12 protein-coding genes are annotated in these 15,139 nt (G+C 66.3%); 6 read left to right on the plus strand and 6 right to left on the minus strand.

All coding sequences use genetic code 11. The features are described from left to right. Positions 1-5: 5 nt before the first annotated feature. Complete coding sequence (locus C7G42_RS22315; RefSeq protein WP_106951114.1) at positions 6-1,340, minus strand: dihydroorotase; 1,335 nt, start codon at positions 1,338-1,340, stop codon at positions 6-8. A gap of 101 nt (positions 1,341-1,441) precedes the next feature. Here C7G42_RS22315 and ygfZ point away from each other — a divergent pair, with 101 nt between their 5' ends. The 6 genes from ygfZ to C7G42_RS22345 all read left to right on the plus strand — a co-directional run bounded on the left by ygfZ (position 1,442) and on the right by C7G42_RS22345 (position 7,980). Next, positions 1,442-2,323 carry a CAF17-like 4Fe-4S cluster assembly/insertion protein YgfZ gene (gene ygfZ / locus C7G42_RS22320; protein WP_106951115.1) on the plus strand — a complete coding sequence of 294 codons (882 nt, stop codon included), beginning with the start codon at positions 1,442-1,444 and terminating at the stop codon, positions 2,321-2,323. Beyond that, positions 2,320-2,946 (plus strand): DNA-3-methyladenine glycosylase I, encoded by a 627-nt coding sequence (locus tag C7G42_RS22325; RefSeq protein WP_106951116.1) that lies wholly within the window; start codon positions 2,320-2,322, stop codon positions 2,944-2,946. The genes ygfZ and C7G42_RS22325 overlap by 4 nt, the downstream gene beginning before the upstream one ends. Continuing rightward, a complete protein-coding gene (locus tag C7G42_RS22330) occupies positions 2,943-3,557 on the plus strand; it encodes a YfbR-like 5'-deoxynucleotidase (RefSeq protein WP_106951117.1) in 615 nt (204 codons plus the stop codon). The genes C7G42_RS22325 and C7G42_RS22330 overlap by 4 nt, the downstream gene beginning before the upstream one ends. A 176-nt stretch (positions 3,558-3,733) precedes the next feature. Then, positions 3,734-4,240: a tyrosine phosphatase family protein gene (locus tag C7G42_RS22335; protein ID WP_106951118.1), complete on the plus strand. Its 507-nt coding sequence runs from the start codon at positions 3,734-3,736 to the stop codon at positions 4,238-4,240. Positions 4,241-4,259: 19 nt separating this feature from the next. Then, a complete protein-coding gene (locus C7G42_RS22340) occupies positions 4,260-5,228 on the plus strand; it encodes an NUDIX hydrolase (protein WP_106951119.1) in 969 nt (322 codons plus the stop codon). Between the two features lie 49 nt (positions 5,229-5,277). After that, positions 5,278-7,980 (plus strand): DUF2339 domain-containing protein, encoded by a 2,703-nt coding sequence (locus tag C7G42_RS22345; RefSeq protein ID WP_106951120.1) that lies wholly within the window; start codon positions 5,278-5,280, stop codon positions 7,978-7,980. Positions 7,981-7,983: 3 nt separating this feature from the next. Here the strand turns inward: C7G42_RS22345 and C7G42_RS22350 are convergent, their stop codons facing one another. The 5 genes from C7G42_RS22350 to C7G42_RS22370 form a co-directional block, all read right to left on the minus strand. Further along, the gene (locus tag C7G42_RS22350) at positions 7,984-9,672 is read right to left on the minus strand and encodes a methyl-accepting chemotaxis protein (RefSeq protein ID WP_199581069.1); all 1,689 of its coding nucleotides are present in this window, start codon (positions 9,670-9,672) and stop codon (positions 7,984-7,986) included. A 280-nt stretch (positions 9,673-9,952) separates the two neighbouring features. Continuing rightward, entirely contained in the window at positions 9,953-11,923 is a 1,971-nt protein-coding gene (locus tag C7G42_RS22355; RefSeq protein ID WP_106951121.1) for a methyl-accepting chemotaxis protein, read from the minus strand. 201 nt (positions 11,924-12,124) lie between these two features. Further along, entirely contained in the window at positions 12,125-13,867 is a 1,743-nt protein-coding gene (locus C7G42_RS22360) for a methyl-accepting chemotaxis protein (RefSeq protein ID WP_199581070.1), read from the minus strand. Between the two features lie 230 nt (positions 13,868-14,097). After that, the gene (locus tag C7G42_RS22365) at positions 14,098-14,331 is read right to left on the minus strand and encodes a DUF6894 family protein (protein WP_063196530.1); all 234 of its coding nucleotides are present in this window, start codon (positions 14,329-14,331) and stop codon (positions 14,098-14,100) included. Positions 14,332-14,495: 164 nt separating this feature from the next. After that, on the minus strand, positions 14,496-15,095 hold the full coding sequence (locus C7G42_RS22370) for a hypothetical protein (RefSeq protein WP_106951123.1): 600 nt from the start codon (positions 15,093-15,095) through the stop codon (positions 14,496-14,498). Positions 15,096-15,139: the final 44 nt, after the last annotated feature.

A 15,139-nucleotide genomic window follows, 5' to 3' on the forward strand; every position in this document is an offset into this window, starting at 1 on the left:
GCACCCTACGCCTTCAACGTCTCCAGAAACCGCACCGGCTCGCCTTGCGAGGGCGTCACCAGCTCGCCCTGCCACATCACGCGTCGACCGCGGATGAAGGTGCCGACGGGCCAACCGGTGACGCGCAACCCGTCATAGGGCGTCCAGCCGGCTTTCGACGCCACCCATTTGTTGGTGATGGTCTCGCTGCGCTTCAGGTCCACGATGGTGAAGTCGGCATCGTAGCCGGCGGCGATGCGGCCTTTGCAGGCCATGTTGTAGAGGCGCGCGGGGCCGGCGCTGGTGAGATCGACGAAGCGCGCCAGCGACAGCCGGCCCGCATTGACGTGATCGAGCATCAGCGGCACCAGCGTCTGAACGCCGGTCATACCGGAGGGCGAGGCCGGATAGGTCTTCTGCTTCTCCTCCAGCGTATGCGGGGCGTGGTCGGAGCCGAGCACGTCGATGACGCCCTGCTCGATGCCGCGCCAGATGCCGGCGCGGTGATCAGCGCCGCGCACCGGCGGGTTCATCTGCGCCAGCGTGCCGAGCCGCTCGTAGCACTCGGGCGCAACCAGCGTGAGATGGTGCGGCGTCGCTTCGCAGGAGGCGACGTCCTTGTGGTCGCGCAGGAACTCGATTTCTTCCTTGGTCGAGATGTGCAGCACGTGGATGCGCTTGCCGGTTTCGTGCGCGAGCTTGACGAGGCGCTGCGTCGCCATCAGCGCCGCGGTCTCGTCGCGCCACACCGGATGCGAGCGCGGGTCGCCCTCGACGCGCAGCGATTTGCGATCGTTGAGGCGGTATTCGTCCTCGGCATGGAAGGCGGCGCGGCGGCGGATCACCTGGAAGATGCGACGCAGGCTCTCGTCGTCCTCCACCAGCAGAGCGCCGGTCGAGGAGCCGATGAACACCTTGACGCCCGCACAGCCCGGCGCGCGCTCCAGCACCGGCAGTTCCTGCACGTTCTCGCGGGTACCGCCGATGAAGAATGCGAAATCGCAATGCATGCGATGATGGGCGCGCTTCACCTTGTCGGTGAAGGTGGCCTCCGTCACTGTGAGCGGCGAGGTGTTCGGCATCTCGAACACCGCGGTGACGCCGCCCATCACGGCGCTGCGCGAGCCGGTTTCGAGGTCTTCCTTCTGCTCCAGCCCGGGCTCGCGGAAATGCACCTGCGTGTCCATCACGCCGGGCAGGATGTGCAGGCCCTTGCAGTCGATCACCTCCGCGGCCGAGGTGTGCGACAGCGGGCCCAGCTCGGCGATGCGGCCGCCGGTGACGCCGATATCGCGAACATTCTCGCCGTCCTGGTTGACGACGGTGCCGCCCTTGAGGATCACATCGAAGCGCTGGGTCATGGCTGAAGGCCTCTTTCATCCCCAAGCGCAGGGCTCGAGGTCTTGTCGTTTATGCCTCGCGGGCTTACGTTCCGGAGCAACATGTCGCAAGAGATTTTCGCATGAAATCAGCGTTTCTTCCCGACCGGGGCGTGGTCAAGATCGCGGGCGAGGATGCGCGCAACTTTCTCAACGGCCTGGTCACGACCGACGTCGACCGGCTGAAACCGGGCCTGGGGCGATTCGGCGCGCTGCTGACGCCGCAGGGCAAGATCATCGTCGATTTCCTGATCACGGAAGCACCCGCCGGGCACGGCGGCGGGTTCCTGATCGACTGCCCGAAGGCGCTCGCCGAAAGTCTCGCCACCAAGCTGAAATTCTACAAGTTGCGCGCCAAGGTCACGGTGGAAAACCTCTCCGACGAGCTCGGCGTGCTCGCCGCCTGGGACGGCCAGCCCGCAGCGCAACCCGATCTTGCCTTCGCTGACCCGCGCAATGATGCGCTCGGCTTTCGCATCCTGATCCCTGAAGTTCTCAAGAAGAAGCTATCCGACCTCATAGGGGCCGAGCTGGTCGATGCGGCCGACTACGAAGCGCACCGCATTGCGCTCGGCGTGCCGCGCGGCGGGCTCGATTTCATGTACAGCGATGCGTTTCCGCACGAGACCAACATGGATCGGCTTGCCGGTGTCGACTTTGACAAGGGTTGCTATGTCGGCCAGGAGGTCGTCTCGCGCATGCAGCATCGGGGCACCGCACGCACCCGCAGCGTCAAGGTGCTGCTCGACGGTGCCTCGCCCGAAGCCGGAGCGACCATTCTCGCCGGCGACAAGCCGGTCGGCACCATCGGCTCGACGTCCGGCGGCAAGGGCATTGCCCTGGTGCGCATCGACCGTGTCGCGGATGCGCTCGATGCCGGCCAGCCGCTCACCGCCGGCGGTCTCGCGTTGAAGCTGGCAGAACCTGACGTCGTCCGTATTCCTGCGAAGCAGCCCATCGCATGAGCCGAGCCCCTCGTCTGCATCCCGACGGAAAGACCCGCTGCCCCTGGCCGGGCGATGACCCGTTCTACGTCGCCTATCACGACACCGAATGGGGCGTGCCGGAGTATGACGACCGCGCGCTGTACGAGAAGCTGATCCTCGACGGCTTCCAGGCCGGCCTGTCCTGGATCACGATCCTGCGCAAGCGCGACAATTTCCGCAAGGCTTTCGACGATTTCCAGCCGGAGAAGATCGCGCGCTACAATGCCAAGAAGGTTCACGCGTTGATGAACGACGCCGGCATCGTGCGCAACCGCGCCAAGATCGACGGCACGATCGCGAGCGCGAAGTCCTATCTCGATATCATGGAGAAAGGCCCGGGCTTCTCGAAGCTGCTGTGGGACTTCATGGACGGGCGGCCGCTCGTCAACCATTTCAAGACGACCGCGAGCGTCCCGGCCTCGACGCCGCTGTCGGTGCAAATCTCGAAGGAGCTGTCCTCACGCGGCTTCAAATTCGTCGGCCCGACCATCGTCTATGCCTTCATGCAAGCGACCGGCATGGTCAACGACCACCTCGTCGACTGCCACTGTCACGCCAGTTGCAGCAAGTCGCAACGCAAGCCGCGCCTCAAGGTCAAATGACCGCGAAGAAGACTGCACGCGACGTGGCGTCCCGCGCCTGGCAGCGCATGCTGTCGGGCCGGCGGCTCGACCTGCTCGATCCCTCCCCGCTCGACGTCGAGATCGCCGACATCGCGCATGGGCTGGCGCGCGTCGCCCGCTGGAACGGGCAGACGACGGGCACGCACATCTTCTCGGTCGCGCAGCACACACTGCTGGTGGAGACCGTGCTGCGGCACGAGATGCCGCGGGCCGACCAGCGCCTGCGGCTCGCAGCGCTGCTGCACGATGCGCCAGAATATGTCATCGGCGACATGATCTCGCCGTTCAAGGCCGTGCTCGACGGCCATTACAAGGCCGTGGAGATGCGCCTGCTCGGCGCCATCCATATCCGCTTCGGCCTGCCGCCGGTGCTGCCCGAGGAGGTCACGCTGGCGATCAAGGCCGCCGATCGCGGCGCAGCTTACCTCGAGGCGACCGAGCTTGCCGGCTTCAGCGAGAGCGAGGCGCGGCGCCTGTTCGGCAAGGATCCCGGCCTCTCCGACAGCGTCCGGCGCGACTACCTCACGCCCTGGACCGCGGCGCGGGCCGAGAAGCAGTTTCTGGAGCGGTTCGGCGCGGTGTTCGCGTAACATCATCCCTTCGTAGGGTAGGCAAAGCGACTTGTCCGCCATAGCTCGGAGAGCGACGGCGGAAGCGTGCCCACCAAACAAGCGAGGCGTGCGCGACGCGAAATGGTGGGCACGGCGCGATGCGCCTTTGCCCACCCCACGAGGGCTGGCTATAATCAGCGACAAAAAGGTCCCCCATGATCCACGTCTGTTCCCTCGCCGCGCTTCCCGAAACCGTCCGCCTCACCGGGGCCAGCCACGTGCTGACCGTGATGGCCAATGTCGAGCAGGTGGCACGGCCGGTATCCGTGCTGCCCGCCAACCATCTCAAGGTGTCGATGGACGACATCACCGAGGAGATGGACGGTTTCGTCGCACCGTCCGAGACCCATATCGATCAGGTGCTGAACTTCGTGCGCGGCTGGGACCGCGGCGCGCCGCTGGTGGTGCATTGCTATGCCGGCATCAGCCGCTCCACCGCGAGCGCGTTTGCGGCGGCCTGCGCGCTCAATCCAAACCGCGACGAACTCGAGATCGCGCAGAAGATCCGCACGGCCTCGCCGATCGCCTCGCCGAACCGGCGCATCGTCAGCCTGGCCGACCGTGCCCTGGGACGCAACGGCCGCATGCTGCGCGCGCTCGACGAGATCGGCCCGGGCGCGATGATGGTCGAGGGCCGCCCCTTCGTGATCGAGCTCGAATGACATTCGCGATCACCATCGCATGAGCGACAAGCTCCTCACGCCGATCGAGATCGGCCTGACTGCGGCGATCGTCGCGATCGAGGGGCATGAGCCGTTGATCCTCACCGCGCGCGGCGGTGACGGGCTTGCCGGCCTGCCGTTCGGCCCGTTCGACGCGCTCGCACACCGCACCTTCGACATCGGCCTGCGCGCCTGGGTCGAGGAACAGACCGGCTTGCGGCTCGGCTATGTCGAACAGCTCTACACATTCGGCGATCGCGGCCGCCATGCCGAGGCCGGCGACACCGGGGCCCATATGGTGTCGATCGGCTATCTCGCATTGACGCGCGCGATGGACGGCGAGCTTGCGGCTAACGCGGCGAGCTTCGCGCCATGGTATCGCTTCTTCCCCTGGGAAGACCGGCGCGAGGAGCCACCTGCGATCATCGCCCGCGACATCATTCCGGCGCTGACCGAATGGGCTGCGGAGCAGACGCCGGAGACGAATCGCGCGTTGCCGCGCAAGGATCGCGTGCGGTTCTATTTCGGCCTCGACGGGGCAGCCTGGGACGAAGAGCGCGTGCTCGACCGCTACGAGCTCCTATACGAGGCGGGGCTCGTCGAGGAAGCGCGGCGCGATGGCCGCCCCGCGGCATTAGCGCGCAAGACACTGGCCCCGCTCGGGACCTCGATGCAGTTCGATCACCGCCGGATCCTCGCTACTGGAATCGCGCGGCTGCGGGCAAAACTGAAGTATCGTCCCGTCGTGTTTGAACTTTTGCCGCCTGAATTCACACTTACCGAACTGCAGCATACGGTCGAGGCGATCTCCGGCCGACACCTGCACAAGCAGAATTTCCGCCGCCTGGTCGAAATGGAAGCCTTGGTCGAACCGACCGGGGTGATGTCGACACAGACAGGCGGACGGCCGGCGGCGCTCTATCGCTTCCGGCGCGACGTGCTCCAGGAGCGACCCGCGCCGGGGTTGCGGGTACGCTCCCGGCGCTAATTCAAGATTTGCGTGATCGGCCCCTGCCCGTCGATCGCCTGGAGGCTTCATGTTCGACGGCCCGTTTGACGTCTTTGCGCTGATCATCGCGATCATCGCCATCCTGATCGCCATCAAGGCCTCCAGCCAGGCGGCCGAGCTGCGCCGGCGATTCGACGCGCTCGAACAGATGTTTTACGCGCAACGGCCGGTCCAGACGCCGCCACCGCTCCCCGCACAGGCGCAGGCTGATGCGCCCGCAACAATGGCCACCGAGCCACCGCCGCTTGCGCCCGAAGCCGAAGCGGCGCCGTCTCCGCTGGTCACCGAAGAGCTTTCACCGCCGCCGCTCGCAGCGAGCCCCGCGGCTGCAGCACCACCTCCGGTGCCGGCCGCTGCGCCCGGCTTCGAGGAGCGGCTCGGCACCCGCTGGGTGGTGTGGATCGGCGGCCTTGCGCTGGCGCTCGGCGGCTTCTTCATGGTGCGCTATTCGATCGAGGCCGGCCTGCTCGGCCCCGGCGTGCGCGTGTTCCTGGGAGGCCTGTTCGCCGCCGCGCTGCTCGGGGCCGGCGAGTGGTCGCGGCGCAAGGAAAGCATTTCGAACATCCAGGCGCTGCCGATCGCCAACATCCCGGCGATCCTCACCGCAGCGGGTACGGCCGTCGCGTTCGCGACCGTCTATGCGGCTTACGCGCTCTACGGCTTCCTGGTGCCCGCGACCGCCTTCGTGCTGCTCGGCATCGTGGCCATGTGCACGCTCGCCGCCGCACTGCTGCACGGACCCGCGCTCGCCGGCCTCGGCGTGGTCGGCGCCTTCGTGACGCCACTCCTCGTCTCCAGCGGCAAGCCGGACTATTGGGCGCTCTACATCTATCTTGCCGTCGTTACTGCCGCGAGCTTCGGCCTCGCCCGGATCCGGCTGTGGCGCTGGCTCGCGGTGACCACCATCGCTTTCGCCGTGCTGTGGATCTTCCCGGGTCTCGACACCGAGCAGGTGCAGGTCGCGCCGCACGCCTTCCATGCCATCGCAGGCTTCGTGCTCGCCGCACTGCTCGTCGTCTGCGGCTTCATGTTCGGCCCCAGCAGCGAGGATGGCGAGATCGAGCCGGTCTCATCGAGCTCGCTCGGCGCCTACCTGTTCGGCGCAATGCTGATCGTGCTGTCGAGCGCACATGCGGACCTGGCGCTGATCGCGTTCGCGCTTCTCGTCGGCGCGACGCTACTCGTCGCCTGGCGTGCGCCGGCGGCCACCGGCGCGCTCGGCGCGGCCGCGGCGGCCGTCTTCATCGTGTTCGCGGAATGGGCGGTGCGCGCCAACCCCGATATGCTGGTGCTGCCCGGCGGCGCGATGTCCGGTATCGGGCCGACCGCGATCGACAGCTCGGTGACGCTGCATCTGGTGATGGCCGCGATCTTCGCCATCGGCTTCGGCGTTGCCGGCTTCCTCGCGCAGGGCCGCTCCAACTCGGCGATCATTCCCGTGGTGTGGTCGGCGGCGGCTGTCGCCACACCGATCGCGATCCTCGTCGCGCTCTACGCCCGCATCGCCCATCTCGACCGCTCGATCCCGTTCGCGATCCTGGCCGTCCTGCTCGCAGCCGCCTTCGGCGCGGCGACCGAGGCGCTTGCGCGCCGCGAAGATCGACCGGGCGTGGCAATCTCGACCGCACTTTTCGCGACTGGCACGCTCGGCGCGCTGGCGCTGGCACTGACGTTCGCTCTGGAAAAGGGCTGGCTCACGATTGCCCTGGCGTTGATGTCGCTCGGCACCGCCTGGATCTCGCTGCAACGGCCGATCCCTGTGCTGCGCCGGCTCGCGGCGATCTTCGCCGCGATCGTCACTGCGCGCATTGGCTATGACCCGCGCATCGTCGGCGATGCCGTCGGCACCACGCCGATCTTCAACTGGCTGCTGTGGGGCTACGGTCTGCCGGCGGCTTCGTTCTGGGGCGCGAGCATCTTCCTGCGCCGCCGCGCCGACGATCCGCCGCTGCGCATGGTCGAGACCGCGGCGATCCTGTTCACCGCGCTGCTCGCCTTCATGGAGGTCCGGCACTTTGCGACCGGCGGCCGCATGACCGCGGCCCCCTCCTTGCTCGAATTCGCACTGCAAGTGTGTGTCACGCTGGCGATGGCCATCGGGCTCGAGCGCTTGCGGCTGCGCAGCCGCAGCATCGTACACAATGTCGGCGCGGTCGTGCTCACGGCGATCGCCGGGCTCATCAGCGTGTTCGGCCTCTTGATTCTGGAGAATCCGCTGCTGTGGAGCACCGACGTCGGTGGCGCGGTGTTCAACCTGCTGCTGCTCGGCTACGCGCTGCCGGCCGTGCTGATGCTACTGCTGTCCTATGCCGTGGCCGGCGAGCGCGGCAAGGTCTACGCCAACACGATCGCTGGTGGCGCGCTGCTGTTCGCGCTCGCCTATGTCACGCTGGAGATCCGCCGCTTCTATCACGGCCCGATCCTCTCGACCGGCCCGACGACGGGCGCCGAGCAATACACCTATTCGATCGGCTGGCTTGCCTTCGGCGTGGTGTTGCTGGGCGTCGGCATCCTCGTCAACTCAGAGCGCGCGCGGCTGGCCTCGGCCGCCGTCATCGCGCTGACGATCCTCAAGGCCTTCGTCATCGACATGTCGACGCTGACCGGCGTCTACCGCGCGCTGTCGTTCATGTGCCTCGGCATCGTGCTGGTCGCGATCGGCTGGCTGTACCAGCGCATCCTGTTCCGGCGGCAGGTCGCACCGCCACCGGCTCCGCAGACGGGTGCGTAAAGATCAGGCCGCGCGAACCGATTCCAGGAATTGCGCGACCTCGACCTTCAGACGGGTGCTGTCGGTCGCGAGCGATTTCGCTGCCGAGAGCACCTCGCCCGAGGCCTCGCCGGTCTCGATCGCACCGCGCTGCACGTCGGTGATGTTGGACGAGACCTCCTGCGTGCCGACCGAGGCCTGCTGGACGTTGCGCGAAATCTCCTGCGTCGCGGCGCCCTGCTCCTCGACAGCGGCGGCGATCGCCGAGGACACCTCGGACAACCGCTCGATGGTGCCGCCGATCTCCTGGATGGCGCTGACGGATTCCTGCGTCGCAGCCTGGATCCCTGCGACCTGCGCTCCGATCTCGCCGGTCGCTTTCGCGGTCTGCTCGGCCAATGCCTTGACCTCGGACGCGACGACGGCAAAGCCGCGGCCGGCTTCGCCGGCGCGGGCCGCTTCGATGGTTGCATTCAGCGCCAGCAGGTTGGTCTGGCCGGCGATGGTGTTGATGAGCTCGACGACGTCGCCGATGCGGGAGGCCGCCTGCGACAGCGCGTTGACCCGGTCGTTGGTCCGCGCCGCCTGCTCGACGGCTTCCGCAGCCATCCGCGCCGAATCCTGCACGCGGCGGCTGATCTCGGTGATCGAGGACGACAGCTCTTCCGAGGCGGACGCAACCGCCTGGACGTTGGTGGAGGCTTCCTCGGAGGCGGCCGCGACGACGGTCGCGAGCTCCTGGCCGCGCTGCGCCGTGCCGCTCAGCGTGGCCGCGGAGGCTTCGAGCTCGGTCGAGGCCGACGACACGGTCTCGACGACCTCGCCGATCATGACCTCGAAATTGCGCGTGATGGCATCGACGCGGCGGCCACGTTCGATCTTGGCTTCGGCGTCGCGCGCCGCCGCCTCGTCGGCGGCCTTCTTGGCGACCAGCGCCTCCTTGAATATCTGCAGCGCATCCGCCATCGAGCCGATCTCTGTCTTCTCGCCGCGATGCGGCACCTCGGCCGAGAGGTCGCCCTCGCCGAGCGATTGCATCGGCTTGATGATCGAGGCGATGCCGCGCGACACGTCGCGCACCAGAAAATAGGCAGCGGCGATCGCGATCAAGACGGCCGCGACGATGATGCCGACCAGCACGCGGAAGATCAACGCGTAGCTTTCGGCCGCCTGTCTCGTCTCCAGCTCGGCGCCATTGTTGTTGAGCTCGATGCCCTTCTGAAGCAGCGGATCGGCCGCCTGCGCCATCTTCGCGACCTTGGTCTGCAGCAACTCGTTGGCGTCGGTCGGGAAGCGCCCGACGCTCTTGCGCGACAGTGCCATCGTCTCCTGCACGCCGTTCAGATATTCGGCCCACGCCTTGGTCCATTGTTCGTACAGCGAGCGCTCTTCCGCGACCGTGATCAGCGGCTCGTAGACCTTGCGGGTCTTTTCGATGCGCTCGCGCAACGAGGCGAGGCGCTTCTCGGCGGCCTCCTTGCCCTCGGCAGTATCCTGCATCAAGTGCAGGCGGAGCGCGACGCGCAGCTCGTTGATGTCGGCGCGCATGGAGCCCAGCGCACGCACGCTCGGCAGCCAGCTCTCCGCAATCTCGACGGTGTGGGAGTTGATGTTTTGCATGGTGCCGATCGCCATCACGCCGACACCGGCAAGCGAGAGCACGAGGACCGACAGCACGGTCAGCAGTTTGAAGACGATCGACAATTTCGACATCACACAAATCCCGAAGAACATACAACGCGCAGATCACCTACGCCGCAATCGCCTCGACGGACGACTGGACGTGGTCATTCCAATAATGCTGGCTGGTTCTTATCTCGTAAGATTGCGCCCATAATTGCAAACAGGCGTTAACAGGAAGCTACGTTGAATTACGGAATTCGGCATGGCTCCCGTTATATGATCCGCAACCATCTGTTGCGCCACGGCCGACATCGCGCAGCGCCACACCACTGCACCGCTCCGCACCGCGTCGAACGGGGTGGCCGACGATTCAGGCGGCCCGTACCGTCTCCAGGAACCGCGTGACCTCGCTCTTCAAGCGGTTGCTCTCCTGGGACAATGACTGCGCGGCCGAGTGCACCTGGGCCGAGGCAGCCCCGGTCTCGCCCGCACCGCGCTGGACGTCGCCGATATTCGCCGAGACGTCGGAGGTGCCCTGCGCGGCGTGCTGGATGTTGCGGGAGATCTCCTGCGTGGCGGCACCCTGCTCCTCCACCGCAGCAGCGATGGTCGACGAAATCTCCGACATCCGCGCGATGGTTTCGCCGATCTCCCTGATCGCGCCGACGGACTCTTCCGTCGCGGTCTGGATCGCACCGATGTGCTGACCGATCTCGCCGGTGGCCTTCGCGGTCTGCTCGGCAAGTGCCTTCACTTCGGTCGCGACCACCGCAAAGCCCTTGCCGGCCTCGCCCGCGCGCGCCGCCTCGATCGTCGCGTTGAGCGCCAGCAGGTTGGTCTGGGCGGCGATGGTGTTGATCAGCTCGACCACGTCGCCGATGCGGGAAGCGGCCTTGGTCAGCTCGGCGACGCGCGTATTGGTACGCTGGGCCTGCCCGACCGCGACGTCGGCGACACGCGCCGATTCCTGCACCTGACGGCTGATCTCGGAGACCGAGGAGGTCAACTCCTCGCTCGCGGACGATACCGACTGCACGTTCGCGGAAGCCTCCTCCGAGGCCGCCGCTACGGCGGTGGCGAGGCTATTGCCGCGCTCGGCGGTCCGCGTCAGCGTGCTGGATGACGCCTCGAGCTCGGTCGCTGCCGACGACACGGTCTCAATGATCTCGCCGACCGCGCCTTCGAAGCCGTCGGCGAGCCGCTGCATGTCGGCCTTGCGCTGTGCGCGACCACGCGCCTCGGTTTCCGCCTGCTCGGCGCGCAGCCGCTCGGCCTCCGCCATGTTGGCCTTGAAGACCGCGACCGCTCCGGCCATCTCGCCGATCTCGTCCTTGCGGCCGACGCCGGGGATCACCACGGATTTATCGCCGTTTGCCAGGCCGGTCATCGAGCGCACCATGGCGATCAGCGCGGTCGAGATCGAGCGGCCGATGAAAAAGGCCACGCTTCCCACCAGCAGGATGGAACATCCCAGCGCGACCCACATCCACAGCTTGATCGAGGCTCGCGTCGACGCTTCGTCAGACTTCGCCGCGTCGTATCGCTGGGCGACGTTCTTTTCGATGTCTTCGAGGACGGGTTCGATCACCCGGAACTCCCTGGACATGGCCGAGCCGTGCGAGGCCAGATCCTGCGCGCCACCCGCCCAGGTCGAGAAATCACCCTCATACTTGGCGAGCTTTTTGGCGATATCCGCCTTCATGGCCGGGGCAATTGTCGATGCGTCTACCTGCTTGGAGAAATCCGCCGCGGTCTTCTTGAAAGCCTCCACATATTTCTGGTCGCGACGCAGCATGAAGTCCTTCTCGTGCCGACGCATCATCAGCATGCCGCTGGTGAGTCGGGGATCGTCTACCTCCTTCAGCTTGGTCTCGATGTCGTGGACCGCGGCGCGCAGCGAACCTGACAAGCCGAGCGTTTCGTTCAATCCGAGCTTGACCTCGGCCTTCTCGACGGCCGCAAACTCATTCACGTATCTCTCGAACCCGGCGCGGGCCTGCAACACCTTCTCGCCAATCGTCGCGTCTCCCGCCGCACGCGTCGCGCTCCCGAGGTGATCGAAGTTCCCGACGATGTCGGATGCGAGTTCGGCGTGCCGCTTCGCGTAGGACTGATCGCGACGGAGCTGGAAGTCCTTCTCGGCCCGGCGAGCTTCGAGCAATTGCTGGGAAACCCGCTGGTTGAGATCGGACATCTTGCGCGCGCTTTCAGCGGCATCGCGCGACGTGTCCTGGGAGAGGCTGCCGATCTGGTAGATCGAACCAAAGGCGACGAGCCCGACGAGACCGAACAGCCCGATCGCCATGACCCTGTGAGTGAGGCGAATGGAAATGCCGCTCATGAACCTGCTCCAACGATTGAGACGCAATGCGCGATGGGCGACTTGGCGCCCGGAATATTGCGGGCATCATGACTGCGTCGCTTTTCCGGAAGGTTAACCTTGCGTGGGCGAGCACGGCGTCGAGATGCGAACGCGCGCAGCCGCCGCGGGGTTACGCGCGACGGTTGCAGATCAAGGTTTGGCGAAGGGCGCCGCCGCCGGTCAGGCGGCGCGCACGGTGTCGAGAAATCTGCCGACCTCGATCTTGAGGCGGTTGCTGTCGCCGGACAGCATCTGCGCGGCGGACAGCACCTGCGAGGACGCGGAGCCGGTTTCGCTCGCGCCACGCTGTACGTCGGTGATGTTGGAGGACACCTGATGGGTGCCTTCCGCCGCCTGCTGCACGTTGCGGGAGATCTCCTGCGTCGCCGCGCCCTGCTCTTCGACGGCAGCTGCGATGGTCGAGGAGATCTCCGACAGCTTCTCGATGGTGTGGCTGATGTCCTTGATCGCGCCGACCGAATGCTCGGTGGCGGTCTGAATACTGGCGATCTGCTGGCCGATCTCGCCGGTCGCCTTCGCAGTCTGCTCCGCGAGCGCCTTGACCTCGGAGGCGACGACGGCAAAGCCGCGGCCTGCTTCACCGGCGCGCGCGGCCTCGATGGTTGCATTGAGCGCCAGCAGATTGGTCTGGCCGGCGATGGTGTTGATCAGTTCGACCACGTCCCCGATCCGCGCCGCGGCGGCGGAAAGCTCGCCGACACGGTCGGTCGTGGTGCGGGCCTGGCTCACGGCCTCGCCGGCGACGCGGGCGGATTCCTGCACCTGGCGGCTGATCTCCGTGATCGACGACGACAGCTCCTCGGTCGCGGACGCCACCGACTGCACGTTGGTGGACGCCTCCTCAGAGGCGGCAGCAACCATGGTGGTGAGTTCCTGCGTGCGCTCTGCGGTCGAGGTCAGCATGGTGGCGGATGCCTCGAGCTCGGTCGAGGCCGACGACACCGTGCCGACGATCTCGCCGACCGCCGACTCGAAAGTGTCCGCGAGCTTGCGCATCTCTGCCTTGCGATGCTCTGCAGCGATCTGATCCTGCCGCACCTTGGCTTCCACTTCCTCGCGCGCCTTCTGCTCTGACACCACCTTAAATTTTTCGACGGCACCAGCGACCTCGCCGACCTCGTCCTTGCGGCCGAGGCCCGGCAGCACCACGGAGAAATCTCCGCCGGCGAGCTTCTCCATCGCCGCCGTCAGCGCCCGCATGGGCCGCGCGATGCTGAAGACGGAGAAGACGCACGCACCGATCAAGACGAGCGCGGCCAGAACGCCGGTGACGAGTGAGGTCCGTGCAACTGAGGCGGCCTCGGCTTCCGCGGCTGCGCGCGCCTCGACGCTCCTCTGCTTGGCGAAATCGGTGATCTGGTTGGTCAACTCGGAAATCTCTGCGTTGATCGGCGCGAGCGTTCCCTTGCGAAAATGATCGACGTCGGCCACGAGCTTGGCGAGCTGCGCCCCGGCTTCGCCGTCCTTCTTCCCCTCCAGCGCGAGCTCCTGCTTGCGCATGGCCTCGATCTGCTGCTGGCCCTTGCCGAATTCGCCGATCAACACGGTCAGGCGGTCGATCCGCTTGCGGTTTTCCGGCGAGTGCGAAAGCTTCGCCATTTCGCTCGAAAATTTGCTGGCGGCGGTCTGCCGGTCGTTGAAGTAGGAGACCGCCTTCTGCATCTCGGCCGGCGAGGCGGACGACAGGATGTCGCGGATGCCGATCTGCATGCCCCGGACCGACGCCTTCGCTTCCGCGGCGTTCTGCGCGATCGCCTGCTGTCCCGACGCGGCATTGCCGAGCTTCTGGACGTCGGCATCTCCGCTCATCTGCAGAAAGATCATGAGCGCGACGAGCCCGATGGTCAGCGCCGAAGTGACGGCGAGCTTGGTGCCGATTCGCAGGTTCTGAATGAACATCATTAAAGTATCCCCAAGGGTACGCATTTGCCGCGGCGAAGCGCGTGAACATTGGGGGAGGTTAACAACGAGGTTCCTCATTAACGTTAAGCAGCACCTCGGCGACCTCAGTAGAAATACGGGAAGAACCGCTCAACCCTCGGGCTTCCCGCACCTCTTACGTGTGGTGAAATTGGACTTCGCGAATTTACAGGTATCGGCGCCGCCAATGCCGGTCGCACGATCGGCGATCGTCAGCGTACGCTCTCGCCGAGGAGGCTGATGCGAAAGACCGGCTTCTTGTTCTCGTCGAGCAGCTCCATGCACCACTCGGCATTCGGCTTCAGGCTGCGCGCGATGCCACCGAGCAGGTTGGCGCAGACCTCGGTCATCTCGGTCCAGGCGGCTGCGCGATCCTCGAACTCGTACGGCTGGTCGGCGGCGCCGGAATAGCGTCCGGTACTGATGCGAAAGAAGTACAGCGACATCGTTGAACCCTTTTATCGGGCCGCGCCCCCCGGCCGTACGCAAACTGGAGCGCGAACAGCTACCAACGCATGAAAGCCGCCGTCCGTATGACTACGGCGCGGCGGCTTCATGTTCGATGGGCGTCTTCAACGACCAAGTGCGCGGACCGTCCCGCGCAGCTGTCTCACTGGGTCGAGCGGCGCAGCTCCAGCGGGCCCTCGTTCCTGGCGGGATCGGACTTGATTTCCGACTTCACCGGCTCAAGCCGGCTGCTTTCGACGCGCGGCGTCTCGACGCGCGCGGCCACTTCGGTGTTGGCCGGGCCGACCGAACCGGTGTGCTCTGCCCTGTGCAGCGAACGCGGCCGCGCCGCAGCGCGGGCCATCAGCATCTGGTTGCCGCCCTGGTGATGGAAGTCGCAATAGGCGAAGCCCATGCCCGACACCGAGCCGCGGAAGCTGCGATCGTCGGTCTTTTCCAGGTTGAAACAGGGCTCGAACGGGATGCCCTTGATCGAGGCGCAGACGTTCTGGCCGCGGATCTGGAGCGTATTGCCGGGCAGGCGGAGATGTTTGACCGGGCCCGCGCCGGAGAACTGCACCGCGCCGGCGGCACCGAGATCGTCCAGGATACGGCCCGCGCCGCGGGTACCGTCGAAACAGGTGAAGGCAAACACCTTGCCCGCCACGAAGCGGCGCGCCTCATCGGCGTTCATGCTTCCGGCAAGGGCCGGCGCAAACGTTGCCGCCGCCGTGACAGCCCCCAACACAATACGCGCAAGCATGCTCTACTCCGAACCAACCCCAGCGCGGGCGATGCCTTATCTCT

This window comes from Bradyrhizobium sp. MOS003, from assembly GCF_003020125.1.
Taxonomy (GTDB): domain Bacteria; phylum Pseudomonadota; class Alphaproteobacteria; order Rhizobiales; family Xanthobacteraceae; genus Bradyrhizobium.

Coding starts and splice junctions, on each gene's coding strand:
- C7G42_RS22315 (WP_106951114.1), bottom strand. CDS start 1,340: ATGACCCAGCGCTTCGATGTGATCCTCAAGGGCGGCACCGTCGTCAAC.
- ygfZ (WP_106951115.1), top strand. CDS start 1,442: ATGAAATCAGCGTTTCTTCCCGACCGGGGCGTGGTCAAGATCGCGGGC.
- C7G42_RS22325 (WP_106951116.1), top strand. CDS start 2,320: ATGAGCCGAGCCCCTCGTCTGCATCCCGACGGAAAGACCCGCTGCCCC.
- C7G42_RS22330 (WP_106951117.1), top strand. CDS start 2,943: ATGACCGCGAAGAAGACTGCACGCGACGTGGCGTCCCGCGCCTGGCAG.
- C7G42_RS22335 (WP_106951118.1), top strand. CDS start 3,734: ATGATCCACGTCTGTTCCCTCGCCGCGCTTCCCGAAACCGTCCGCCTC.
- C7G42_RS22340 (WP_106951119.1), top strand. CDS start 4,260: ATGAGCGACAAGCTCCTCACGCCGATCGAGATCGGCCTGACTGCGGCG.
- C7G42_RS22345 (WP_106951120.1), top strand. CDS start 5,278: ATGTTCGACGGCCCGTTTGACGTCTTTGCGCTGATCATCGCGATCATC.
- C7G42_RS22350 (WP_199581069.1), bottom strand. CDS start 9,672: ATGTCGAAATTGTCGATCGTCTTCAAACTGCTGACCGTGCTGTCGGTC.
- C7G42_RS22355 (WP_106951121.1), bottom strand. CDS start 11,923: ATGAGCGGCATTTCCATTCGCCTCACTCACAGGGTCATGGCGATCGGG.
- C7G42_RS22360 (WP_199581070.1), bottom strand. CDS start 13,867: ATGATGTTCATTCAGAACCTGCGAATCGGCACCAAGCTCGCCGTCACT.
- C7G42_RS22365 (WP_063196530.1), bottom strand. CDS start 14,331: ATGTCGCTGTACTTCTTTCGCATCAGTACCGGACGCTATTCCGGCGCC.
- C7G42_RS22370 (WP_106951123.1), bottom strand. CDS start 15,095: ATGCTTGCGCGTATTGTGTTGGGGGCTGTCACGGCGGCGGCAACGTTT.